22 protein-coding genes are annotated in these 21264 nt (G+C 67.4%); 5 read left to right on the forward strand and 17 right to left on the reverse strand.

Annotation, left to right across the window (positions count from 1 at the left end; all coding sequences use genetic code 11):
• Window positions 1–94: 94 nt before the first annotated feature.
• The 9 genes from GIY56_RS15675 to GIY56_RS15715 all read right to left on the reverse strand — a co-directional run bounded on the left by GIY56_RS15675 (window position 95) and on the right by GIY56_RS15715 (window position 8879).
• Complete coding sequence (locus GIY56_RS15675; protein WP_154765807.1) at window positions 95–853, reverse strand: SDR family oxidoreductase; 759 nt, start codon at window positions 851–853, stop codon at window positions 95–97.
• 133 nt (window positions 854–986) lie between these two features.
• Window positions 987–1796: an SDR family NAD(P)-dependent oxidoreductase gene (locus GIY56_RS15680; protein ID WP_154765808.1), complete on the reverse strand. Its 810-nt coding sequence runs from the start codon at window positions 1794–1796 to the stop codon at window positions 987–989.
• Window positions 1793–2473, reverse strand: a complete 681-nt coding sequence (locus GIY56_RS15685; RefSeq protein ID WP_230312570.1) for a nitroreductase — start codon at window positions 2471–2473, stop codon at window positions 1793–1795. The genes GIY56_RS15680 and GIY56_RS15685 overlap by 4 nt, the downstream gene beginning before the upstream one ends.
• Before the next feature lie 12 nt (window positions 2474–2485).
• The gene (locus GIY56_RS15690; RefSeq protein ID WP_154765809.1) at window positions 2486–3538 is read right to left on the reverse strand and encodes a phosphotransferase family protein; all 1053 of its coding nucleotides are present in this window, start codon (window positions 3536–3538) and stop codon (window positions 2486–2488) included.
• Complete coding sequence (locus GIY56_RS15695; protein ID WP_154765810.1) at window positions 3535–4779, reverse strand: acyl-CoA dehydrogenase family protein; 1245 nt, start codon at window positions 4777–4779, stop codon at window positions 3535–3537. Before GIY56_RS15695 ends, GIY56_RS15690 begins: the two co-directional genes overlap by 4 nt.
• A 65-nt stretch (window positions 4780–4844) precedes the next feature.
• On the reverse strand, window positions 4845–6482 hold the full coding sequence (locus tag GIY56_RS15700) for an AMP-binding protein (RefSeq protein WP_154765811.1): 1638 nt from the start codon (window positions 6480–6482) through the stop codon (window positions 4845–4847).
• Window positions 6483–6653: 171 nt separating this feature from the next.
• Window positions 6654–7442 carry an SDR family NAD(P)-dependent oxidoreductase gene (locus GIY56_RS15705; protein WP_154765812.1) on the reverse strand — a complete coding sequence of 263 codons (789 nt, stop codon included), beginning with the start codon at window positions 7440–7442 and terminating at the stop codon, window positions 6654–6656.
• Between the two features lie 214 nt (window positions 7443–7656).
• Entirely contained in the window at window positions 7657–8694 is a 1038-nt protein-coding gene (locus GIY56_RS15710; protein WP_230312571.1) for an MBL fold metallo-hydrolase, read from the reverse strand.
• Window positions 8691–8879: a hypothetical protein gene (locus GIY56_RS15715; RefSeq protein ID WP_154765813.1), complete on the reverse strand. Its 189-nt coding sequence runs from the start codon at window positions 8877–8879 to the stop codon at window positions 8691–8693. The genes GIY56_RS15710 and GIY56_RS15715 overlap by 4 nt, the downstream gene beginning before the upstream one ends.
• A 63-nt stretch (window positions 8880–8942) precedes the next feature.
• Here GIY56_RS15715 and GIY56_RS15720 point away from each other — a divergent pair, with 63 nt between their 5' ends.
• Both GIY56_RS15720 and GIY56_RS15725 read left to right on the forward strand, forming a co-directional pair.
• Window positions 8943–9722 carry an enoyl-CoA hydratase/isomerase family protein gene (locus GIY56_RS15720; RefSeq protein WP_154765814.1) on the forward strand — a complete coding sequence of 260 codons (780 nt, stop codon included), beginning with the start codon at window positions 8943–8945 and terminating at the stop codon, window positions 9720–9722.
• A 30-nt stretch (window positions 9723–9752) separates the two neighbouring features.
• The gene (locus GIY56_RS15725) at window positions 9753–10769 is read left to right on the forward strand and encodes an NADP-dependent oxidoreductase (RefSeq protein WP_154765815.1); all 1017 of its coding nucleotides are present in this window, start codon (window positions 9753–9755) and stop codon (window positions 10767–10769) included.
• Between the two features lie 40 nt (window positions 10770–10809).
• Here GIY56_RS15725 and GIY56_RS15730 read toward each other — a convergent pair whose 3' ends face one another.
• On the reverse strand, window positions 10810–11253 hold the full coding sequence (locus GIY56_RS15730; protein ID WP_154765816.1) for a PaaI family thioesterase: 444 nt from the start codon (window positions 11251–11253) through the stop codon (window positions 10810–10812).
• 11 nt (window positions 11254–11264) lie between these two features.
• Window positions 11265–12026, reverse strand: coding sequence for a glucose 1-dehydrogenase (locus GIY56_RS15735; protein ID WP_154765817.1), 762 nt, complete (start codon window positions 12024–12026; stop codon window positions 11265–11267).
• A gap of 240 nt (window positions 12027–12266) precedes the next feature.
• Between GIY56_RS15735 and GIY56_RS15740 the strand changes: the two genes are divergently transcribed.
• Together GIY56_RS15740 and GIY56_RS15745 are read left to right on the forward strand one after the other, a co-directional pair.
• Complete coding sequence (locus GIY56_RS15740) at window positions 12267–13199, forward strand: 3-keto-5-aminohexanoate cleavage protein (protein WP_456238463.1); 933 nt, start codon at window positions 12267–12269, stop codon at window positions 13197–13199.
• A complete protein-coding gene (locus tag GIY56_RS15745) occupies window positions 13186–14094 on the forward strand; it encodes an SDR family oxidoreductase (RefSeq protein WP_154765818.1) in 909 nt (302 codons plus the stop codon). Before GIY56_RS15740 ends, GIY56_RS15745 begins: the two co-directional genes overlap by 14 nt.
• Window positions 14095–14176: 82 nt before the next feature.
• Here GIY56_RS15745 and GIY56_RS15750 read toward each other — a convergent pair whose 3' ends face one another.
• The 5 genes from GIY56_RS15750 to GIY56_RS15770 form a co-directional block, all read right to left on the reverse strand.
• Entirely contained in the window at window positions 14177–15820 is a 1644-nt protein-coding gene (locus GIY56_RS15750; protein ID WP_154765819.1) for an AMP-binding protein, read from the reverse strand.
• 74 nt (window positions 15821–15894) lie between these two features.
• The gene (locus GIY56_RS15755; RefSeq protein ID WP_154765820.1) at window positions 15895–16590 is read right to left on the reverse strand and encodes an ABC transporter ATP-binding protein; all 696 of its coding nucleotides are present in this window, start codon (window positions 16588–16590) and stop codon (window positions 15895–15897) included.
• Window positions 16587–17285 carry an ABC transporter ATP-binding protein gene (locus GIY56_RS15760; protein WP_154765826.1) on the reverse strand — a complete coding sequence of 233 codons (699 nt, stop codon included), beginning with the start codon at window positions 17283–17285 and terminating at the stop codon, window positions 16587–16589. The genes GIY56_RS15755 and GIY56_RS15760 overlap by 4 nt, the downstream gene beginning before the upstream one ends.
• Window positions 17282–18277 carry a branched-chain amino acid ABC transporter permease gene (locus GIY56_RS15765; protein WP_154765821.1) on the reverse strand — a complete coding sequence of 332 codons (996 nt, stop codon included), beginning with the start codon at window positions 18275–18277 and terminating at the stop codon, window positions 17282–17284. Before GIY56_RS15765 ends, GIY56_RS15760 begins: the two co-directional genes overlap by 4 nt.
• Window positions 18274–19131, reverse strand: coding sequence for a branched-chain amino acid ABC transporter permease (locus GIY56_RS15770; RefSeq protein WP_154765822.1), 858 nt, complete (start codon window positions 19129–19131; stop codon window positions 18274–18276). Before GIY56_RS15770 ends, GIY56_RS15765 begins: the two co-directional genes overlap by 4 nt.
• A 394-nt stretch (window positions 19132–19525) precedes the next feature.
• Between GIY56_RS15770 and GIY56_RS15775 the strand changes: the two genes are divergently transcribed.
• On the forward strand, window positions 19526–20236 hold the full coding sequence (locus GIY56_RS15775) for a tyrosine-protein phosphatase (protein ID WP_154765823.1): 711 nt from the start codon (window positions 19526–19528) through the stop codon (window positions 20234–20236).
• Between the two features lie 121 nt (window positions 20237–20357).
• On the opposite strand, the gene GIY56_RS15780 is transcribed toward GIY56_RS15775, so the two are convergent.
• The coding region (locus GIY56_RS15780; RefSeq protein ID WP_196053660.1) for an electron transfer flavoprotein-ubiquinone oxidoreductase at window positions 20358–21264 on the reverse strand (907 nt) is incomplete at its 5' end.

A 21264-nucleotide genomic window follows, 5' to 3' on the forward strand; every position in this document is an offset into this window, starting at 1 on the left:
GCCGGAAATCACCTGTCCGGCGACATGGCCGGACAGGCCGCCGGCGCGAAAACGCCACGATCCGCGGACCGCTGCCCGGTTGCCGCCCCCGCGATCAAAGATGGTCGGTGGGCCGGATCACCACCTCGGACAGCGCGACCCGGCGCGGCCTGGTGACGATATGGGCGATCGCCTCGGCCACGTCCTCGGGGTGCAGGTGTTCCACCTCGGACAGGATCCGCGACAGCCGGGCCTGCGCGGTCGGGGCCTGATGGTCGAACAGTTCCGTGCGCACCGCCCCCGGCTCGACCACCGAGACGCGGACGTTGCGGCGGGCGAATTCCTGCCGCAACGCCTCGCTGAAGGCAGTGACGCCGAACTTGGTGGCATTGTAGACGCCCACCGTGCCCGCCGCGACCCGGCCGGCGATCGAGCTGATGTTGACCACGTCCGCCACGCCGCGCCCGGCCTTCGCCGCCTCGACCAGGTGGGGCAGCGCCGCCTTGGTGGCCGCCATCAGCGCCATCAGGTTCAGATCGACCATCCGTTCCCATTCCGACAGCGGGCGTTCGATGGAATCGCCGTTCAGCATGACGCCTGCGGCATTGACGAGGATGTCCAGCCGCCCCCCGGCCGCGACCGCGTCCGCCACAAGCTGCGCGGGCACGCCGCGCTGCGCGATGTCGGCGGCCAGCACCCGCGCCTCGCCGCCCGCCTCGGCGATCCGGCCCGCGATGTCGGCCAGCCGCTCGGCCCGGCGCGCCGCCAGGATGACGCGTGCCCCCTGCGCCGCAAGTTCGATCGCCGTCGCCGCGCCGATCCCGCTGGACGCACCCGTCACCAGCGCCACGCATCCTTCCAGCCGCTTCGTCATTCATCTCTCCTCGGGTTCGATCCGACGCTGCCGTGCCGCCAGGCGGGCGTGGAACATCAGTGCCCCGCCCGGGCGATCCGCTTGTTTCCGGGGCGCGCGATGCACCCACGCGCGCCTGCCCTGCAGTCCGCGTTCAGTTGGGGTGAAGAACGGCGCCCCCATCCGCGCAGATCACCTGTCCGGTAACATAGCGGGACAGGTCCGTGACCAGGAACTCGACCACGCCCGCACAGTCGTCCGGCTCGCCCAACCGGCGCAGCGGCAGGGATTCGGCCTGCGCGTTGGTGCCGATGCCGCGCGCGGCGGCCTGCGCCGCGACCCGTGCGGTCATGATGATCCCGGGCGAAAGGGCGTTCACCCGGATGCCGCAGGGACCAAGCTCGGCGGCAAGCGTGCGGGTCAGCGAGGCCACCGCCGCCTTGGAGGCCCCATAGACGGCAAGCAGCCCGCCCGGCAGCGTCGAGACGCCCGTCTGCGACGTGACGTTGACGATCACGCCCGCCCCTTGCGCCTTCATGATCGGCACGGCGGCCTGGCAGCACAGCAGGGTCGTCCGCAGGTTTGCGTCCATGAGCAGGTCATAGTCGGCCTGCGTCGTCTCGCTGGCCCGGGGACCGCTTTCCCGGGCGATGGCACCGCCGGCGTTGTTGACCAGGATGTCCACCCGGCCAAGGGCTGCCATCGTTTCGTCGAACAGCCGCGCCACGTCGGCCGGTCTGGAAAGGTCGCCCTGCACGCCGATGGACCGGCGGCCCATCGCCTCGATCTCCCGGGGCACGGTATCGGCGCCCAGTTGTTCGCCCCAGTCCCGCGCGCCGTCAAGGTTCAGGTCCGCGATCACCACGTCCGCGCCCAAGCCCGCCAGCCGCAGCGCATAGGCGCGCCCCAACCCGCGCGCGGCGCCCGTGACGATTGCCACCTTGCCGGCCAGTTGCCCGCTCATGCCGTTTCTCCGTCCCGATGGAAGATCACCGCCTCGTCCAGCCCGGCGCGGCCGACGCGCGCGCTGTTGGCCTCGACGGCCGGGTCCTCGTATCCGAACGAGATGCCGAAGATCAGCCGGTGCGTGTCGGGCAGGCCGAGATGGCCGCGGATGATGCCGGGATACAACCCCAGTGCCCCCTGCGCGCAGGAGGAAATCCCGCGCGAGGTCAGCAGCAGCATCAGCGTCTGCGCATAGATGCCCAGATCCACCGCCTCGCGTTCCTGGAACGTGTGGTGCAGGAAGATCAGCGCGGCGTGCGGGGCGCCGAAAAAGTCCAGGTTGCGGCGATAGGCCCAGTCCCGGCGCGGGCGGTCGTGCCGGTCGATCCCCATCGCGCCGTAAAGCTGCACGGCCGCGTCGATCTGGCGTGCCCGGTAGACGCCCTCGAACTTGCGGTCGGCGGTGAAATCGGGATCGGGCGCGATCCCGGCCTCGGCCGCCGCCACCATCTTGCGGCCAAGGCTGCGCAGGCTTGGCCCGGACAGGACATGCGTGATCCATGGCTGGATGTTGCAGTTCGAGGGCGCGAGCTGGGCAAGCCCCAGAACCTCGCGCAGGGTGTCCTGCGGCACCTCGTCGGGCAGGTAGCCCCGCACGGAACGGCGCTCGGCCAAAGCTTCGTCGAGGGTCATCATGCCGGCTCTCCCCTACAGGCCGCTGCGCGCGGCGATTTCCATGCCGCGGCGGGCATAGGCCAGGGCAAGCCTGCGGCCCACCTGCGCGGAATCGGGCAGGGTGCTGTTGCCCTGCTCGCCCCGCCAGGCGACGCCCGCGCTGCCGACCGCCCCCCGGAACATGGCGAAGGCCCGGTGGAAATCGCTTATCCGTTCGGTGGTCCCGGCCTCGGCGTAATAGGCTTCCAGGTAATCCGCCTCGGCCGGGATGCCCTCGGCCGCCAGGTCGATGCCCAGGACGCCGCCGTTCTCGTCCGGGGCCATGTTCCAGGCCTGGGTGTTGAACGCCACATCCACAAGCGGATGGCCCAGCGTCGAAAGCTCCCAGTCGAGCACGCCGATCACGCGCGGCTCGGTCGAGTGGAACATCAGGTTGCCGATCCTGAAATCGCCATGGCACAGGGCCAAAAGCTGGCTGTCGGGGATGCGGTTGCCAAGCCAGAGGATCATCCGGTCCAGGTCGGGGTTGTCGGCGTCGCCCTTGCGGTATTGCTGCCAGAGCTGCGACCAGCGGCTGATCTGGCGTTCGAAGTAATTGCCGGGCCGTCCGAAATCGCCCAGGCCCGCGGCCTGGAAATCAAGCCTGTGGATCGCCGCCATCGTCGTGGCCATCGACGCATAGATCGCGCGCCGCTGGTCCGGGGAAAGGCCGGGCAGCGCATATTCGGTAAAGACACGGCCCTCCAGCCATTCCATCAGATAGAAGGGCGTGCCCAGAAGGCTTGCATCCGCCTCGTAGTGATAAAGGTGCGGGACCGGCACGGCGCTGTCGCGCAGCGCGCCCATCACCCGGAACTCGCGGTCGATGGCATGGGCCGACTTGGCCAGCTTCATGCCCGGCTGCTTGCGCAGCACGGCCCGCCAGCCGTCGGCGGTGACGAAATAGGTCGGGTTCGACATGCCCCCCGCGGTCGGCGCGACCGCAAGATCATGCACCGCCCGCCCCAGGAAACCCTCCAGGAAGCCGCGCAGCGCCTCGATGTCGAGACCGGGACCGGGCGCCAGGGTTTCGGGCTGCGTGTTCATTCCGCCCCCCTGCCTCCGAAGCCAAACAGCTTCTGCGCGATGCGGCGCTTTTGCACCTCCTCCGATCCTTCGGTGATCTTGTAGCGCCGATGGTGGCGATAGATGTGCTCGAACGGCATGTGGCGGGAATAGCCGACGCCGCCATGCACCTGCATGGCGAAGTCCGCCGCCCGGCAGACCAGGTTGTTGGCCATGTAGTTGCAGATCGACACCTCGTCCGACATGGTGGCGGGATCCTGCCGGTCCATCTTCCAGGCGGTGCGGAAGACGTAGTTGCGCACCACCTCGCATTCGGCGTGCAGTTCCGCCAGGGGGAACTGGATCGCCTGCCGCGAGGCGAGGGACTCGCCGAACAGCACCCGGTCCTTGGCGTATTCCACCGCCTCCCGGATGCAATACCTGGCGGCGCCGACGCTGCCCGCCGCCTGGCGGATGCGGTTTTCGTGGATGAACATCATGGCGATCTTCAGGCCCTCGCCCTCGACATGAAGGATGGCGCTGTCGGGCACGCGGACATCCTGCAGTTCCACCTCGGAATGGTCGGTGGGCATGTTGAAGGTCCAGTGGTTCATCACGATCCGGTGGCCGGGCGTGTCGGTCGGCACGATAAAGGCGGTGATGCCGCGCGCCTCTCCGTCCTTGCCGCTGGTGCGGGCAAAGACCAGGTTCGCCTCGGCCCGGCCGACCTGGCTGTTCCAGCGCTTGCGGCCATTGATGATCCAGTGGTCGCCGTCCCGCACGGCCCGGGTTTCCAGCCAGGTCGCGTCCGAGCCATGGCGCGGTTCGGTCAGCGCAAAGCTGAGGTGGCGTTCGCCGGTGATGATCCCTTCGATATAGACCTTTTGCGCCTCGGTGCCGTACTTGGCGATGGCGGGCACGATCGGGAAGTTGCCCACGATCGAGTTCTCGTCCTGCAGGTCGTTGTGCAGGCCCAGTCCCTTGGCGGCCAGATGCTCGCGGATCGCGGCGTTCATCAGGTTGCCCGCCGCCTGGCCGCCGCAGCTTTCCGGCAGGCACAGCCGCAGGTGGCCTGCCTTGTCGGCCCGGCGCTCCATCTCCGACAGCAGCGCGCGCCATTCCCGGCTGGGCGCGCCGTCGTTTTCCCAGTCGGTGCGGTGATATTCGCGGCGGTGGTCGAAGAACCTGATGTTCTCGCGTTCCAGCGGCTTGATCTCGGTCTCGATAAAGGCGTCGAGTTCGGCCAGCTTGTCGGTGATGGCCTGCGGCAGTGTGAAATCCATGTGACTTTTCCGGGCTGGTTGCAGGAATGCGGGGCTTGGATCAAGGCGCCCCCGCGGCGCATGTTTCAGCCGGCGGCGTGTCTGGCCGCCTGCTCCTTCAGCAGGAATTTCTGGATCTTGCCCGAGGCGTTGCGCGGCATGGTCTTGATGACCTCCACCGCCTCGGGCCAGTATTGCCGGGCCGCACCGCTGGCCTCCATCCAGGCGCGCAGGTCGTCCATGGTGAACGGCCCGTCGTCGGCCAGCACCAGGAAGGCACAGGCCCGTTCGCCCATGCGCTTGTCGGGATAGCCCACGACCGCGGCGTCGGTGACGCGGGGGTGGCGGTAAAGGATCGACTCGATCTCGACCACGGGGATGTTTTCGCCGCCGCGGATCACGATGTCCTTGGACCGGCCGTTGATGCGGATATACCCCTCGGGGTCCATGTAGGCCAGGTCGCCGGTGTCGAACCAGCCTTCCGGCCCGCGGCCGTCCAGTCCGGGCCGCTTGTAATAGCCCAGGAACTGCTGCGCGCCGCGGAACCACAGCCGTCCGGTCTGGCCCTGCGGGAGGGGGGTCAGGTTCTCGTCGGCGATCAGCAGCTCCACCCCCTCGACCGCGCGGCCGTCGGTGGTGGCGGATTTTTCCTGCGCGCGTTCCGGTTCGGTCAGGCTGCCCGCAAGGCTTTCGGACATGCCCCACAGCGACGACACGCCCAGCTTCATCATGTCGCGCGCGCGTTCGATGACGACGGGCGGGATCTGCGCGCCGCCGCACAGGAAGGTGCGCAGCCCCGGCACCGGCCCGCCATGGGCGATCACGGTGCAGATGTCGGACAGGAACGGCGTCGCGGCGGCCATGTGGGTCGCGCCCTCGCGCACCATGATGTCCACCCCGGCCTCGGGTTCCCAGATGTCCTGCAGCACCAGCGTCCCGCCGCAATGGATCGCCTGCACCATCATCGCGGTATAGCCGGTCATGTGCCCGAAGGGGGCGACCGCGAAATGCACGTCGTCGGCCGTCAGTCCGAAGCGGTTGCCAAGCGCGGTGACGCAGGCGACCTGCGTGTTGAAGCAATGCATCACGCCCTTCGGCTCTCCCGTGGTGCCCGAGGTGTACATGAGTATCGCCATCTCGCCGGGATCGGCCGGCGTGCCCCGGTCTGCCGGAACGGGCGCGGCGCCCGAGTTCATGATCAGCCGGTCGAACGAACGCGGGCCGTCGTCGTCCACGACGATCACGTGCTCCAGCGCGGGAAGCTCGGGCTTCAGCCGGTCGATCATCGCCGGGAAGTCGTGCCCGCGAAAGCCTTTCGGGATCAGGATCGCCCTGGTCCCGGCAAAGCCCAGCATGAAGCGCAGTTCGCGTTCGCGGAAGATGTGCATCAGCGGATTGGGCACCGCGCCGATGCGGCAGACCGCAAAGGCGGCGACCACGAATTCCCACCAGTTCGGCAGCATCAGCCCCACGATGTCGCCCGGACCGACGCCCAGGGCGCGCAGCGACCCCGCGGCCTGCGCCACCGCATCGCCCAGTTCGGCATAGGTCATCACCCTGGCCGGACGGTCGAAGCCCCGGTCCTTGCGATAGGCGACGACGGCCCTCTTGTCCGGCGATCGGGCGATCGCCGCCTCCAGCAGATCGTCGAAGGTCTTGTCCTGCCACCAGCCAGCCGCCCTCATGGCGCTGGCGTGCGCCGCAAGATCGAATCCGTCGGTCATGGTTCCTCCTCCTGCCGGGGCATCAGCGCGGATTTGTCGGCTTGGCGAAATCCGCAAGATGATACGCTCGACTACTATATCCAAGCATAGCAAAATCGGGTGCGTCAAGCTTTCCGTGCCGCCGGGACGCACCGCGGACCCCGGCTTTCGCGGGGTGCGGTCCCTGCCCGTTCAGTAAACGAACTTTCCCGCCGGATGGGTGGCGGAAATTCCCCCGTCCACCGGCAGCAGCTGGCCGTCCATGTAGGCGGAATCGTCCGAGGCGAGGAAGGCCGCCACCGCGGCCATGTCATCGACATGACCCGGACGCTGCATCGGGGTCAGCTTGCCCAGCCGGTCCTCCTTGCCCGCCTGGCGCGCCCAGTCGAACATCGGCTTGGTCAGGCCCGTTTCCGTCAGGCCGGGCAGGATCGCGTTGACCCGCACATTCCGGCCGGCAAAGGCGCAGGCCGCCGTCATGGTCAGGTGGTTCACGCCGGCCTTGGCCGCGCCATAGGCTTCGGTGCCCCCCCGCGCGCGCAGCGAGCCGGTCGAGGAGTTCAGGATGATCGAACCGCCGCCATGATCGGCCATGTGCCGGCCCGCAAGCTTGCAGGCGATGAACGCGGGAATCACGTTGTCGCGGAACATGCCTTCCCATTGCTCGACGGTCTGTTCGGTGAAGGGCATCACGGAGTCGGTGTTTCCGGCATTGGCGAAGAACACCTCCAGCCCGCCCAGTTCGCCCAGGCAGCGGTCGATGGCGTCCTGGACGGCGGCCTCGTCCCCGGCGTCGGCGACATGGGCGATGCAGGTGCCGCCCGCGGCGCGCACCCGTTCCGCGGTTTCCTGCAAGGGGGCCTCGCGCCGGCCCATGGCCAGGACCAGCGCGCCCTCGGCCGCGAAGCGCAAGGCGCTTGCCCGTCCGATGCCGCTGCCTGCTCCGGTGATGATCGCCCTTCGGCCTTCAAGACGTTTCAAGTTCCCTCCTCCCGGACCGCTCTCCCCGGTCCGTTCCTGGCCTGACTATATGCCAAGGTGAAGCTACGCTATCACAAAGTAAACAAGCTTTCCATCTGTGTGACCAATCCAGGCCGCATTTCGCGGACCCGGAGGACGACGGCCCGGCCGCCCATCGCGGCGCAAGCGCAAGGCCAGGCCCATGCGCCGCCGGCCGGGGCGGCGGGTCCGGGCGTCACCGCACCAGGTCCAGCAGGGTCCGGTCCTTTTCCTCGATGATGGCCAGCTGGTCCCGGCGGATGAGCCGGTTGGCATGGGCCAGCGTTTCGGTAAAGGCGAAGCCCATCTGATGGGGATCAAGCTGGCGATGAAACAGCAGGGGGACCAGTTCCGCCGCCGAATGCGGGCGGCTGGCGCAGGCGGCCAGGATGATGCCGCAGCGGTTCTCGTGGTGCCGGATCAGTTCGCGGCAGCGGGTATGCAGCCCCCGGAAGGGACGCCGGTGCCCGGGCAGCACCAGCACGTCGCCGGGAATTTCGGCCTCGATCAGCCGCAGGCTGCGCATGAAGTGCCCCAGGGGATCGCTTGTCGGCTCGGTCGCCTCGACGCTGATGTTGGGGCTGATCTTTTCCAGCACCTGATCGGCGGCAAAGAAAAGGCCCTCGTCGGGGGAATGAAGCATGACCTGTTCCGGCGCGTGCCCGTCGCCGGTCAGGACGCGAAAGCTGCGGCCGCCGATGGTCAGGCTGTCGCCATGGACAAGGCGCTGGAAGGTCGTGGGAAGGGGCGCGACCCGGTGCAGGAACTCCTTGCCCTGGATCGCCACCAGACCGGCGGTTTCCGCACTCATGCCATGGCGCAGGAAGAAATCGAAGTTCTGCCGGACCGCCTGCTCGTTGCGCCCCTGCGAGATCAGCTGACACAGCGCATAGCTGCTGAGGCTGGTCAGAAGCTGCGCGCCGTGGCGTTCATGGAACCAGCCGGCCAGGCCGATATGGTCGGGGTGGTAATGGGTGATGATCACGCGGCTGATCCGCAGCCCCGACAGTGGGCCGGCGAACAGCGCCTGCCAGACCGCAAGCGCCTCGGGCGTGAGGATACCCGTGTCGATCACCGCCCATCCATCGTGGTCCTGCACCAGGAAGACGTTCACGTGATCCAGAAGGTAGGGCAGCGGGATCCTGACCCACAGCAGCCCGTCCGCGATGGCCTGCACCTCGCCATAGGCGGGCGGCTCGGCAAAGGGAAACTCCAGGCTGGAAGGGTTGGTCATGGGGAAATCTCCTGACGATCAATCGGCCCGAGGCCAAGCTGTTCCATGATGCGGGCGCCCCGCATCCGCGTTGATGCATCGCGCGGCCGCCGCCCGACCAATAGCGCGGTTCGTTCGGCATACGCCACCGCCGCGACGGTGCGGTCCGGGGGTGGAAGGATCAAACCGCAGGCCAGGCTTGCCATATTCGTTTGTATGCGTATCATAAGCTGGGAAATCAATGCCCGAAGCCGGCGCGAGAGGCGATCATGCTGCAAGACCCTGTCCTGGTGGACCAGACGAATCCGCGCGTCGCCGTCATCCGGCTGAACCGCCCGGCGCGGCTGAATGCCTTTGACGACGCGGCCGTCGATGCCTTCTTCGCCGCGCTCGACCGGATCGGCGCCTCGGACGCCAGCGCCGTCATCGTCACCGGCGAAGGGCGCGGCTTTTGTGCCGGGTTCGACCTGGGGGCGGCGGACGAGACCCGCGGCGATGCCGTCGAGACGGCCGCCCACTGGACCGGCCGCCAGGAACATTTCGCCGGGCTGGTCACGCGGCTGCGGGCGCTGCGCCAGCCGGTGATCGCCGCCGTCAACGGTCCCGCCTGCGGGGCGGGACTTGGCCTGGCGCTTGGCTGCGACCTGCGCATCTGCTCGGACAAGGCGAAATTCAACGCGGCCTTCATCAAGGTCGGGATGACCAGTTGCGACATCGGCGTCAGCTATCTGCTGCCCCGCGCCATCGGCACCTCGCGCGCGTTCGAGATGATGCTGACCGGCCGGATGGTGGGGGCCGAGGAAGCCTGCCGCATCGGTCTGGTGCATCTTGCGACCACGCCCGAGGGGCTGATGCCCGCCGCCCTTGAGCTTGCCGAGACCATCGCCGAAAACGGCCGGCTGAACACCTGGCTGACCAAGCGGGGCATGTGGGCCAACCTCGAGGCGGGCAGTCTGGCCGCCGCGATCGAGCTGGAAAACCGCAGCCAGATCCTGATGCAGGGCACCGGCAATCTCGAACGCGTGGCCCGCCAGCGCGGGTTCCTGTAAGCATTTTCCCCCGGACGAAAGGCCAGCGGCATGACCATGAATCGAAGCTGGGTGCTGGACAGCCATCCCGAAGGTCCGGCGCGGGCCGAGAATTTCCGGCTGGTCGAAAATCCCGTTCCCGAACCGGGCCAGGGCCAGATCCTGGTCCGCACGCTGTGGCTGTCGATGGACCCCTACATGCGCGGGCGCATCAGCCCGGCAAAGAACTACGCCGCGGGCGTCCGTCCCGGCGAGACCATGCACGGCGGCGGGGTGGGCGAGGTCGTCGTCTCGAACCATCCCGGCTGGCGGGCGGGCGACCTGGTCGAATCGATGAATCTGGGCTGGCAGGAATATGCGGTGATCGCGCCCGATCAGGGCGGCACCGCTGCGGCCAACCGGGTGCTGCCGGACACGCCGCCGCAGGCCGCGCTGTCCTGGCTGGGGATGCCGGGGCTGACCGCCTATATCGGCTTGTTCGAGATCGGCCGTCCCAAGCCGGGCGACACGGTGGTCGTGTCGGCCGCCTCGGGCGCGGTCGGACAGATCGCCGGGCAGATCGCCCGGCTGATGGGCGCGCGCGTGGTCGCCATCGCGGGCAGCGACGACAAGCTGGATTACTGCCGTTCCATCGGCTTCGATGCCGGGATCAATTATCGCACCGCGCCCGATCTGGCGGCCGCCGTGGCCGAGACCTGCCCCAGGGGCGTGGATTTCTTCTTCGACAACACCGGCGGGCCGATCCACGATGCGGTTCTGGCCAATCTTGCCGATTTCGCCCGCGTGGCCATCGTCGGGCGCATCGCCGTCATCGACAAGCCCGCGTCCGAGGATATCGGCCTGCGCTCCAGCGCGCGGCTGGTCGTGACGCGCGCGATGGTCCAGGGGCTGGTCGTCTTCGACTGGTGGCATCGCCGGGACGAGGCGTTCGCCCGCTTGCTGGACTGGCACCGCCAGGGCCATCTGCAATTCCGCGAGGATGTCCTGGACGGCATCGGCGCGGCGCCCGAGGCGTTCCTGCGCATGATGTCCGGGCGCAACAACGGCAAGCAGTTGGTCCGGCTTTAGCCGCGTCGTCCGGCGGGGCGGGCCAAGCCCGCCCCCCTGCTCAGCGCGGGCGGCCGATGCGATAAACCACGCTGGCGCGCACCGAAGGCGCCCCGTCCGCCGTCAGGACGCATTGGCTGAACAGGATGTTCCGGGTCCGGCGCAGGATCGTGGGCTGCGCCTCGACCCATTGCCCCAGCACCACGGGCGCGAAGTAATCCAGCGTCATCGAGATCGTCGGATTGACCTCTGCCAGTTCCTGGTAGCGGCTGATCGGCGTGATGTTCATGTCGGCCAGCGTCGCCAGAACGCCGCCATGGCACATGCCCGCGCGATTGAGATGCCGGCGCTTGACCCGAAAGCCGATGGCCGGCGCGTCCCTGTCCAGGCGGACGTAATAGGGACCCGCCAGCCGTTCGGATTCGGCGCAATCGGCCAGCGGCACGAAACCGGAAGGCGGATCGTCCGCCTCCTCGGCCTGGACCGGGATCGGCTGCTCATCCATTCCCGTTGCCGTCAGATCATGTTCATCCCGCCCGAGACCGAAATGGTCTGGCCGGTGATGAAACCGGCGTCATCGGACGCCAGGAAGGCGACGATGCCGGCATAATCCTCGGGTTCGCCCATGCGGCGCAGCGGGATGCCGCGCACCATGGCGTCCTTCCATTTCACCGCATCCTCGCCCGTGCCCAGCACCGAGGCCATCATCGGCGTGTTGGTCGGTCCCGGGCAGACCGTGTTCAGCAGCACGTTGCTGCGCGCCAGTTCCCGCGCCATGGACTTGGTGAAGGCGATGACGCCGCCCTTGCAGGCGGAATAGACCGCCTCGGTCGAGGTGCCGACACGGGCCGCATCCGAGGCGATGTTGATCACGCGCCCGCCCTTGCGGCCGACCATGTGCGGGCAGACCGCCTTGTGGGTGTTCAGCGGGCCGCGCAGGTTGATGGCGATGATCTTGTCCCACAGGTCGCTGTCGGTCTGCAGGAACATCGCGGGCTTGTCCCAGCCGGCATTGTTCACCAGCACCCAGACCGGGCCGAGATTGGCCTCGACATCGGCGACCGCCGCGTTCACCGCAGCCTCGTCCGCCACATCCAGGCCATAGATCCTGACCTCGACCCCGCTGGCGCGGGCTTCGGTGGCGGTTTCCTCGGCCAGATCCGGCTTGAGGTCGAAGATGGCGACATTGTAGCCGTCGCGGGCAAGGCGCAGGGTGATGGCGCGGCCGATCCCCTGGCCACCGCCGGTGACGATGGCAGTCTTGGTTGTGCTGGACATTGGTCGGTTTCTCCTCCTACGGCGGGGATGCAGGGGATCCTGCCGCACAGGCCCCTCCCGGAATTAACTTAGCAACAATACGATATGCTTGCATACGGTGTCGAGCAACAAAATTCTCGCCCCGCGCCGCGTTCCGCTTTACAGATATGATGTATGTCCATACCATAATGAAGCAAACAAATTCATGCCAAGGATCGCGACCATCGTATCGGTGTCCCGGTCATTGAGGAGGAGGAAGCCGTGCGATCATTCAGGAAGGTCATCGTGAGCTGCGCCATCACCGGCTCGATTCACACCCCGACCATGAGTCCCCATCTGCCGGTCAGCGCCGAGACGATCGGAACCCAGGCCATCGACGCCGCCCGTGCCGGGGCGGCGATCCTGCATCTGCACGCGCGGGTCGAAGGGACCGGCGCACCGTCACAGAAGCCCGAGGACTATGCCCGCTTCCTGCCGCGCATCCGCGACAACTGCGACGCGGTGATCAACATCACCACCGGCGGCGGACTGGGCATGTCGCTTGAAGACCGGCTGGCCCCCGCGCTGGCCTTCGCGCCCGAGCTTGCCTCGATGAACATGGGGTCGCTGAACTTCAACATCTCGGGCGCCGCCGCCAGGATCAAGGAATTCCAGCACGACTGGGAACGCCCCTATCTGGAGATGACCAAGGACTTCATCCTGTCGAACACCTTCACCCAGATTGAGCGCGGGATCCGCGCCCTGTCCGAACAGGGCACGCGCTTCGAATACGAATGCTACGATATCGGCCATCTCTACAACCTCGCGCATTTCCTGGATCGCGGGCTGGTCGATGGGCCGCTGTTCGTGCAGGGCGTGTTCGGGATCCTGGGCGGGATCGCCGCCGAAACCGAACATCTGCTGCACATGCGCCGCACCGCCGACCGGCTGTTCGGCGACCAGTACGTGATGTCGGTGCTGGCGGCGGGACGCCACCAGATGCCGATGGCCGTGACCAACGCCACGCTGGGCGGTCATGTGCGCGTCGGGCTGGAGGACAGCATCTATATCGCCAAGGGCGAGCTGGCCACGTCGAACGCGCAGCAGGTCGAGAAGATCACCCGCATCCTGAACGAACTGTCGATCGAGACCGCGACCCCGGACGAGGCCCGCGCGATGCTGGGACTGAAAGGAGCCGCCCATGTCAAGTTCTGAAATCCGCGCGCAAAGCCCCTACAAGCCCGACCTGCTGGCGGGCAAGCGCATCCTGGTCACCGGCGGCGGCACCGGCCTGGGGCTGGAAATGTCGCGCGGCTTTTCCGCCCTTGGCGCCCATGTCTTCATCTGCGGCCGGCGCGAGGACGTGCTGGCCGAGGCCTGCCAGACCATCGCGGCCGAAGGCGGCGCGGCCGACTATCTGATCACCAATGTCCGCGACCCGGAAAGCGTCGATGCGGCGGTGGCGAAGATCTGGGAAAGCGGCCCGCTGACCGGGCTGGTCAACAATGCGGCGGCGAATTTCATCGCCCCCACCGAATCGCTCAGCCCGCGCGGCTATCAGGCGATCACCCAGACGGTCATGGATGGATCGTTCTACGCCACGCTGGCCTGCGGCAAGCGCTGGATCGCCGGCGGGCTGCCGGGCACCGTGCTGTCGAACTTGGTCACCTGGGTCTGGACCGGCTCGGCCTTCGTCACGCCCTCGGCCATGTCCAAGGCGGCGATCCAGGCGATGACCATGTCGCTGGCGGTCGAATGGGGTCCCAAGAACATCCGCCTGAACGCGATCGCGCCGGGTCCGTTCCCGACCCCCAACGCCTGGGAAAAGCTGAACCCGATCCCCGGCTCGTCCGTGGGCGCGACGCAAAAGGAAAAGGTGCCGATGCGCCGTTTCGGCGAGATGCACGAACTGCGCGCCCTGACCGCCTTCCTGATGTCGGATGCCTGCACCTACATCAACGGCGCCACCATCGCGGTGGACGGCGGCCACCACCTGGCCGCGCCCTCGACCTTTGCCGATCTTTCGGATATGAGCGCCGACGACTGGGCAGCGGCGCGCGAGGCGCTGCGGGCCTCGGCCGAAAAGGAAAAGCAGGGCCGCAAGGCCTGATCCCTGCGCGCACCGACAGGAAAGCCCGCCGGACGGCGGGCTTTTTCGGTTCGCATCCCGCGCCCTTGTCGGGCCGGACAGGTCAGGCGCTGGCGCGCTGGTTGTAGTGATCCGCATAGGCTTCGCGCAGGTCCATCTTGCGGACCTTGCCCGTCGCGCTCAGCGGGAACTCGGCGATCTGCACCACGTCGTCGGGCACCCACCATTTCGCCACCTGGCTGCCGATCAGGTCCAGGATGGCGCGCGCGTCCAGCACCGCGCCCTCGCGCAGCCGCACGATCAGCAAGGGCCGCTCTTGCCACTTGGGGTGGTTGGCCGCGATCACGGCGGCCTGGACCACGTCGGGATGGCTGGCCGCGATCTTTTCAAGATCGGAGGAGCTGATCCACTCGCCCCCCGACTTGATGAGATCCTTGTCGCGGTCCACGATCTTCAGATAGCCGTCCGGGTCGATGGTCGCGATGTCCCCGGTGATCAGCCAGCCGTCGCCGTCCAGCGTGCAGTTCTCGGGCTGGTTCAGATAGCCCTTGGCGGCCCACTGGCCCTTGACGCGCAGATGGCCCCGCGCCTTGCCGTCGCGCGGCAGGACGTTGCCCTCGTCATCGACGATGCGGATGCGGGTCAGCGCGGTCTGGCGGCCGTCCTTGAGCAGATAGGGCATCCGGTCTTCCAGCGGCAGGTCCGCATGGCAGTTCAGCAGCGCCCCCGAGGTGCCGAACATGCATTCGGTCATGCCCCAGGTATGGGTGGTGGCGATGCCGTTGTCGTGCAGCCAGGCGATCAGCCGCGGCGCCGCGCCGGCCCCCGACGTGACGACGGATTCCAGCCGGCCCAGATCCAGCCCCTTCGACTGGACATGTTCGATGATGTTGGTCAGGATCGAGGGCACCATGGCCGCGCAGGTCACGCCCTCTTGGACAATGACGCGCTGCAGGTTTTCCGGCGACAGGTTGCGGCCCGGCAGCACCAGCGGAACCCCCGCGTAAAGCGCGCCGAAGGGAAAGTTCCAAGCGTTGGAATGGAACATCGGCGCGACGGCCAGCAGGACGGGCCGCCCGCGGCGCGTGGGCGGCAGCCACCCCATCGAGGTGAAGGTCATCGTCTGCAACACCGTCGCTCGGTGCGAATAAACGACGCCCTTGGGCAGCCCGGTCGTTCCCGAGGTGAAGCAGATGGTCGAGGCGGACCGCTCGTTGAATTCGGGCCACGCGAATTCCGCGGGTTCCGCCGCCAGCCAGTCCTCGTAGGATTCAAGGGCCAGCGGCCCGCCGTCGGGCAGGGTCCCGCGCGGTTCCAGCACGACGAAATGGCGCACATGCGGCAGCTTCCCGGCCAGCTCGATCACGCGCGGGACCAGGTCCGCGTCCAGGAACAGCACCTCGGCCGCGCCTTCGTTGATGACATATTCCAGATGCTCGGAAGTCAGGCGCGGGTTGACGGTGTGGATGGGGCAGCCCATTCCGGTCGCGCCATAGAACACCTCCATGTGCCGGTGCGTGTTCCAGGCCAGGGTGGCGACCCGCTTGCCCAGGGCCATGCCCCGCGCCGTCAGGGCATTGGCCAGCTGCTTGCTGCGCCGGTTCATGTCCAGAAAGGTGTAGCAATGGCGCTGACCCGCCAGGTCGTAGGAGACGATCTCCGTCCGGCCATGCGCCTCGGCGCCATGTTCGTTGATCGCAGAGATCAACAGCGGCAGGTCCATGCTCAGACCCAGAAGATGTGACATCGCTTTTTCCTCCCGCCCGCGGGCTTGTGCCGCGGACCCAATTCCGGTCAGGCCACGGGCCAGGGCCCGAATGCCTAGAGTTCGAACAGGGGGGCGTATTCCTCGGCCGCCATGTCGGCGCTGTCCCCCCCGCCCCTGATCTGCCCCTTGGCCATCACCACGAAGCGGTCGGTGACCGCCCGGATCAGCGCATGGTGCTGTTCGACCACCAGGATCCCGGTGCCGCTTGCGCGCACCTTCAGCAGCGCCTCGGTCAGGACATCGACCAGGACGGGGGCCAGCCCCTCGGTCGGCTCGTCCAGGACCAGCACCTCGGGGTTGGCCATCAGCGCCCGGCCAATGGCCAGCATCTGCAGCTGCCCGCCCGACAGCGCCACGCCCGGCTGGCGGGCGCGTTCGCGCAGGATCGGGAACAGGTCGAAGACGGCGTCCAGGTTCCAGTCGCCCTTGCGGCCCGTCGCCAGGCTCATGCACAGGTTTTCCTGCACCGTCAGGTTGGGCAGGATCATCCGCCCCTGCGGCGAGAACGACACGCCCAGATGCGCGGCGCGATAGGCGGGCAGACGGTCGATGCGCGTGCCGGCGACGTGGATTTCGCCGCCGAAGACGCGGGTCTGGCCGAAGATCGACAACAGCAGCGTCGATTTTCCCGCGCCGTTGCGCCCCAGGACGCCGACGGCTTCGCCGCGATCGACCGACAGCGACAGGTTGCGCAGGATCGTCGCCTTGCCATAGCCCGAGGACAGGTCCGAGATTTCCAGAAAGCTCATGCCGCGGTCCCCAGGTAAGCCGCCACGACTTGCGGATTGGCGCGGATCTCGGCCGGGGTGCCGGTCGCAAGATGGCGCCCCAGATCAAGCACCGTCACCAGGTCGGACAGGGCGAACACCGCCTCGACATCATGTTCGACGACAACGGCGGCGATGTTGCGCTCGGCCGCCAGGTTGCGCAGGTGCCGGAACAAGTGAACGGTCTCCTCGGCGGACAGCCCGGCGCCCGGCTCGTCCAGCAGCAGGATGTCGGGCCTTCCGATCAGGCCAAGCGCGACATCGACGCGGCGCTGCACGCCATAGGCGGCGCGGGTGGCCTCGACATGCAGAACCTCGCGCAGGTCCATCGTGTCGATGATCGCGTCCAGGTCGGGTTCGTCCAGATGGGTGGCGACCAGGTCGAGCTGCTCGAAGATCGTCAGTCCCGGAAAGATCGAGGTCTTCTGGAAGGACCGCGCCATGCCGTTCTTGCGGCGCCACTGGATGGTCTCGCGGCTGATGTCGCGGTCCTTGTAGAAGATGCGCCCGGCACTGGGCCGGCGCTTGCCGACGATGGCATCCATGAAGGTCGATTTCCCGGCGCCGTTCGGCCCGATGATGGAATGGACCTGCCCGCGCTGGCCCAGATCGACCGAGATGTCGGTCAGCGCCTTGAATGCGCCATAGGCGACGGTCAGGTTCTCGACGCGGATCATGCCCGGCCTCCTTTCCGCAGCAGCAGCCGCAGCGGATGCAGGACGCCGCGGGGGATGAACAGGATGACAAGGATCACCGAAATGCCCGTGAACAGCTGGGAATAGCCCATCGCGCCGAATTCGCTGATCGCCCAGGTATAGATGACCCCGCCCAGCACCGGCCCGACGACCGAGGACACCCCGCCGGTGATCGCGGCCAGCAAGGCATTGGTCGAGGTGATGATGCTGAACATCTCGGGCGAGGCGAAGCCGCTTGCCAGCGCCTGAAGCACGCCCGCGACCCCGGCGGCCAGCCCGACCCCGGCAAAGGCAAGGACGCGCGGCCAATAGGTGTCGAAGCCGGAAAAGCGCATCCGCTCCTCGTTTTCCTTGATCGCGCGCAGGCGGACGCCGAAATGTGACAGCGCGACGACCAGGAAGATGCCGGCGACCACCCAGGTCGCGGACCAGATCAACGGCCAGACCCGCGCGGAATCCAGCATGTCCATCGCGTCGATGCCAAGGATCCGCCCTTCGGGCATGAACACCAGGCCGTCGCTGCCGCCGGTCATCCCGCGCAGGCTTGGCAGCGCGACAAGGTGGCGCATCAGTTCGGCCAGCGACAGGCAGATCATCATGAAGGCCAGCGGCTTGACGCGGATGACGATCGCCCCGATCAGGAAGGCCGAGACCAGCGCGGCTAGCAGCGCCAGCGCGGCCGCCGACGGCGCGGAAAACCCGAAGCTGTTCACCAGGATGGCGCAGACGTAAGCCGCGATCCCGTAATAGGTGGCGATCCCGAACAGCACCAGGCCGCATTGATGCATGACGAAGGCCACGCACAGCGCCAGGATGCCGGTGATGAAACCGTTGTTCAGCATCGACTGGAGATAGCCCCCCTCGAGATAGCCCGGCAGCAGGAAACCGGCAAGAAAGACCGCCAGCGCAAGCCCGCCGAAGATCGGCAGGCGCACGCGCGAGGCGGGGCGGAGCGACAGCGTGGCGCTGGTCATTCGGCGCCTCCTCCGAAGTTGAGGCCCTGCGGACGCCACACCAGGATGCCGATCAGCATCAGATAGGGAAGGAGGACGGAAATCTCGTGCAGGTACACGGTGCCGAAGGTCTGCACGAACCCGAAGATCAGCGCGGCGAAGATCGCCCCCCAGATCGAGCCGGTGCCGCCGATCACCACCACGATCATGCAGGTGATGATCATCGCGACATCCATGCCGGGGTCGATCGACAGGTAAGGCCCGACCAACACGCCGGCCAGTCCCGCGAAGGCGGTCGAAAGGGTCGAGATCAGCAGGCTGAGCCGGTCGGCGTTGATCCCCATCATCGAGGACACGTCGGGGGCATGGCTGACGGCGCGAACGAACATGCCCGTCCGCGTCGCGTTCAGCCAGACCGCCAGCGCGACGACCGAACACAGGCCGATCACGGTGATGAACAGCCGATAGACCGGATAATCGGCCCCGAAGATCTTGACCGAGGACGCCAGAAGCGGCGGGGCCGACACCGAAAGCGGCGTGCCGCCATAGATGCGGATGACGATCTGCGCGATCACGATGCCGATGCCGAAGGTGATCAGCGCCACCTCGATCTGCTGGCGCCTTTCCAGCGGCCGCAGCACCAGAAGCTCCAGCAGGACGCCGAAGACCGACATGATCAGCGGCACGAGGATCAGCGCCGCCCAGAAGTTCATGCCCGAGGCGATGGTGTAGCCCAGATAGGCGCCGACCATGTAGATGGCGCCATGGCCAAAGTTCATCACCCGCCGCAAGCCGAAGATCAGCGCCAGACCGCTGGCCATCATGATATAAAGCGAGGAAACGGCCAATGCGTTCAGAATCAATGTGGGTATCATTCCGCCCCTCCCAAAGCGAAAAAGTCCCGGCAGGCCCTGATCGTCGGCCCTTCCCGGTCCCCCCCTGCGACGTATCGGCTGACAGCACAGCGGGTGTTTTGAAACGCTAGCAAACTATACGCTAGCAGTCAACCGGCTGCGCGGCGGAGGGGCTTCCTGTTTCCCCCCGACGGCACGCTGCCCCTTTGCGGCGCGACTTCCTGCGGGACATCCCCGGTCCCCACGCAAGGGGCTTCCCCGCGGACGGATGATTCGCTAGCATACATCATAGCCGGAATGCGCGGGGAGGCGCGGATGAAAGCCCGATCCGACGGGGCCATGAGCAGGCAGGGTCATCGCCATCCGTCGGTCGGGGCGTGCACAGGGTGATCCGCCGTTCGGAAAGCCTGTTGCGATGCTGCTGAACTTCCGCGAGGTTTCGGGCCTGCAGGGCCACGAAGGACGCATGATCCGGCCGGGGATGATCTTTCGCGGCGGCGCCGTCACCGACCCTGCCGCGGCCGCGCGCCTTGGGGATCACCGCGTGACCACGGTCTATGACCTGCGCAACCGGCGCGAGGAGGCCAGCCACCCCTCGGCGCTGCGCGGCCTGGGGATGCGCCTGCCGCTGCGCCATCACCGGATCGACCTTGCCGCGTCGGTCAATCTGGTGCGCGCCGGAACCGCCGACGCCGAAAGCAACCGCGCCGCGATGCTGGGGATCTATGGCGAATTCCACCGCGTGTTCCGGCCGACCTTCAAGGCCGTCCTTGCCGATCTGGCGACGGGCGAGGGACCGGTCTATATCCATTGCGCGGTAGGCAAGGACCGCACGGGGGCCATGACGGCGCTGCTGCTGCTGGCCCTGGGGGTCGGACGCGAGGAGATCAACCGGGACTATCTGCTCAGCAACCGCGCCTGCCAGGAGATCGCGGCCAGCATCCGGCTCCGCCACCCGAACCGGTTGTCCCCGGACGATCCCGCCCTGCGCCCGATCCTGCAGGTCGAGACGGCCTATCTGGACGCGTTCCTGGAGGGCGTGGGTCCGGCCGAACCCTATCTGCGCCGGAAGATCGGGCTTGACGGGGCGGCGCTTGCCGCGTTGCGCCGGCGCTTTCTGGAATGACGGCTGATCGCCCTGGGGAACCGCCCGGGCGGCACGTTCAGCTGTCTTGCGGCATGGCCGGGTCCCGATCGGTTCTCGCGGCCTTCCGTCCTCGTCGCAACGCCGCCCCCTTTCCTTTTCATCACATGTTCGGGTAGTTCGGGCCGTCGCCGCCCTGGGGGGTGGTCCAGACGATGTTCTGCGACGGGTCCTTGATGTCGCAGGTCTTGCAATGGACGCAGTTCTGGAAGTTGATCACGAAGCGCGGCCCCGATGCGTCCTCCACCACCTCGTAGACGCCCGCCGGGCAGTATCTTTGCGCGGGTTCCGCGTATTCCGGCAGGTTCACCCGGATCGGGATCGTCGGGTCCTTCAGCCGCAGGTGGCAGGGCTGGCTTTCCTCGTGGTTGGTGAAGGAGAAGGCCACGTTGGTCAGCCGGTCGAAGCTGAGCCTGCCGTCGGGCTTGGGGTAGTCGATCGGCTTGAAGTCGGCCGCCTTGCCGGTGGCTTCCGCGTCCGTCTTGCCGTGCTTCCAGGTCCGCAGGATGTTGCGCCCCGTCAGCCCCGCCCCCCACATGTCCATGCCGCCCAGCACCAGCGATGGCCACAGACCATAGCGCGACCAGGCGGGCTTCACGTTGCGCACCTTCCGCAGGTCCTGGCCGATGGCGCCCGTGCGCACTGCCGCGTCGTAGTCGGTCAGCCGGTCCCCCTCGCGCCCTGCGGCAATGGCGCGGGCGGCGGCCTCCGCCGCCTCGATGCCCGAGAGCATCGCGTTGTGGTTGCCCTTGATGCGCGGCACGTTGACCATGCCCGCCGAACAGCCCAGCAGCACGCCGCCCGCGAAGGACAGTTCCGGCAGCGACTGCCAGCCGCCCTCGCTGATCGCGCGCGCGCCGTAGGAGATGCGCTTGCCGCCTTCCAGCAGCTCGGCCACCATCGGGTGGTGCTTGAAGCGCTGGAACTCCATGTAGGGATAAAGATACGGGTTCTCGTAGTTCAGGTGCACCACGAAGCCCACCATCACCAGGTTGTCCTCGTAGTGATAG

This window comes from Paracoccus lichenicola, from assembly GCF_009708075.1.
In the GTDB taxonomy this organism is placed as follows: Bacteria; Pseudomonadota; Alphaproteobacteria; order Rhodobacterales; family Rhodobacteraceae; genus Paracoccus; species Paracoccus lichenicola.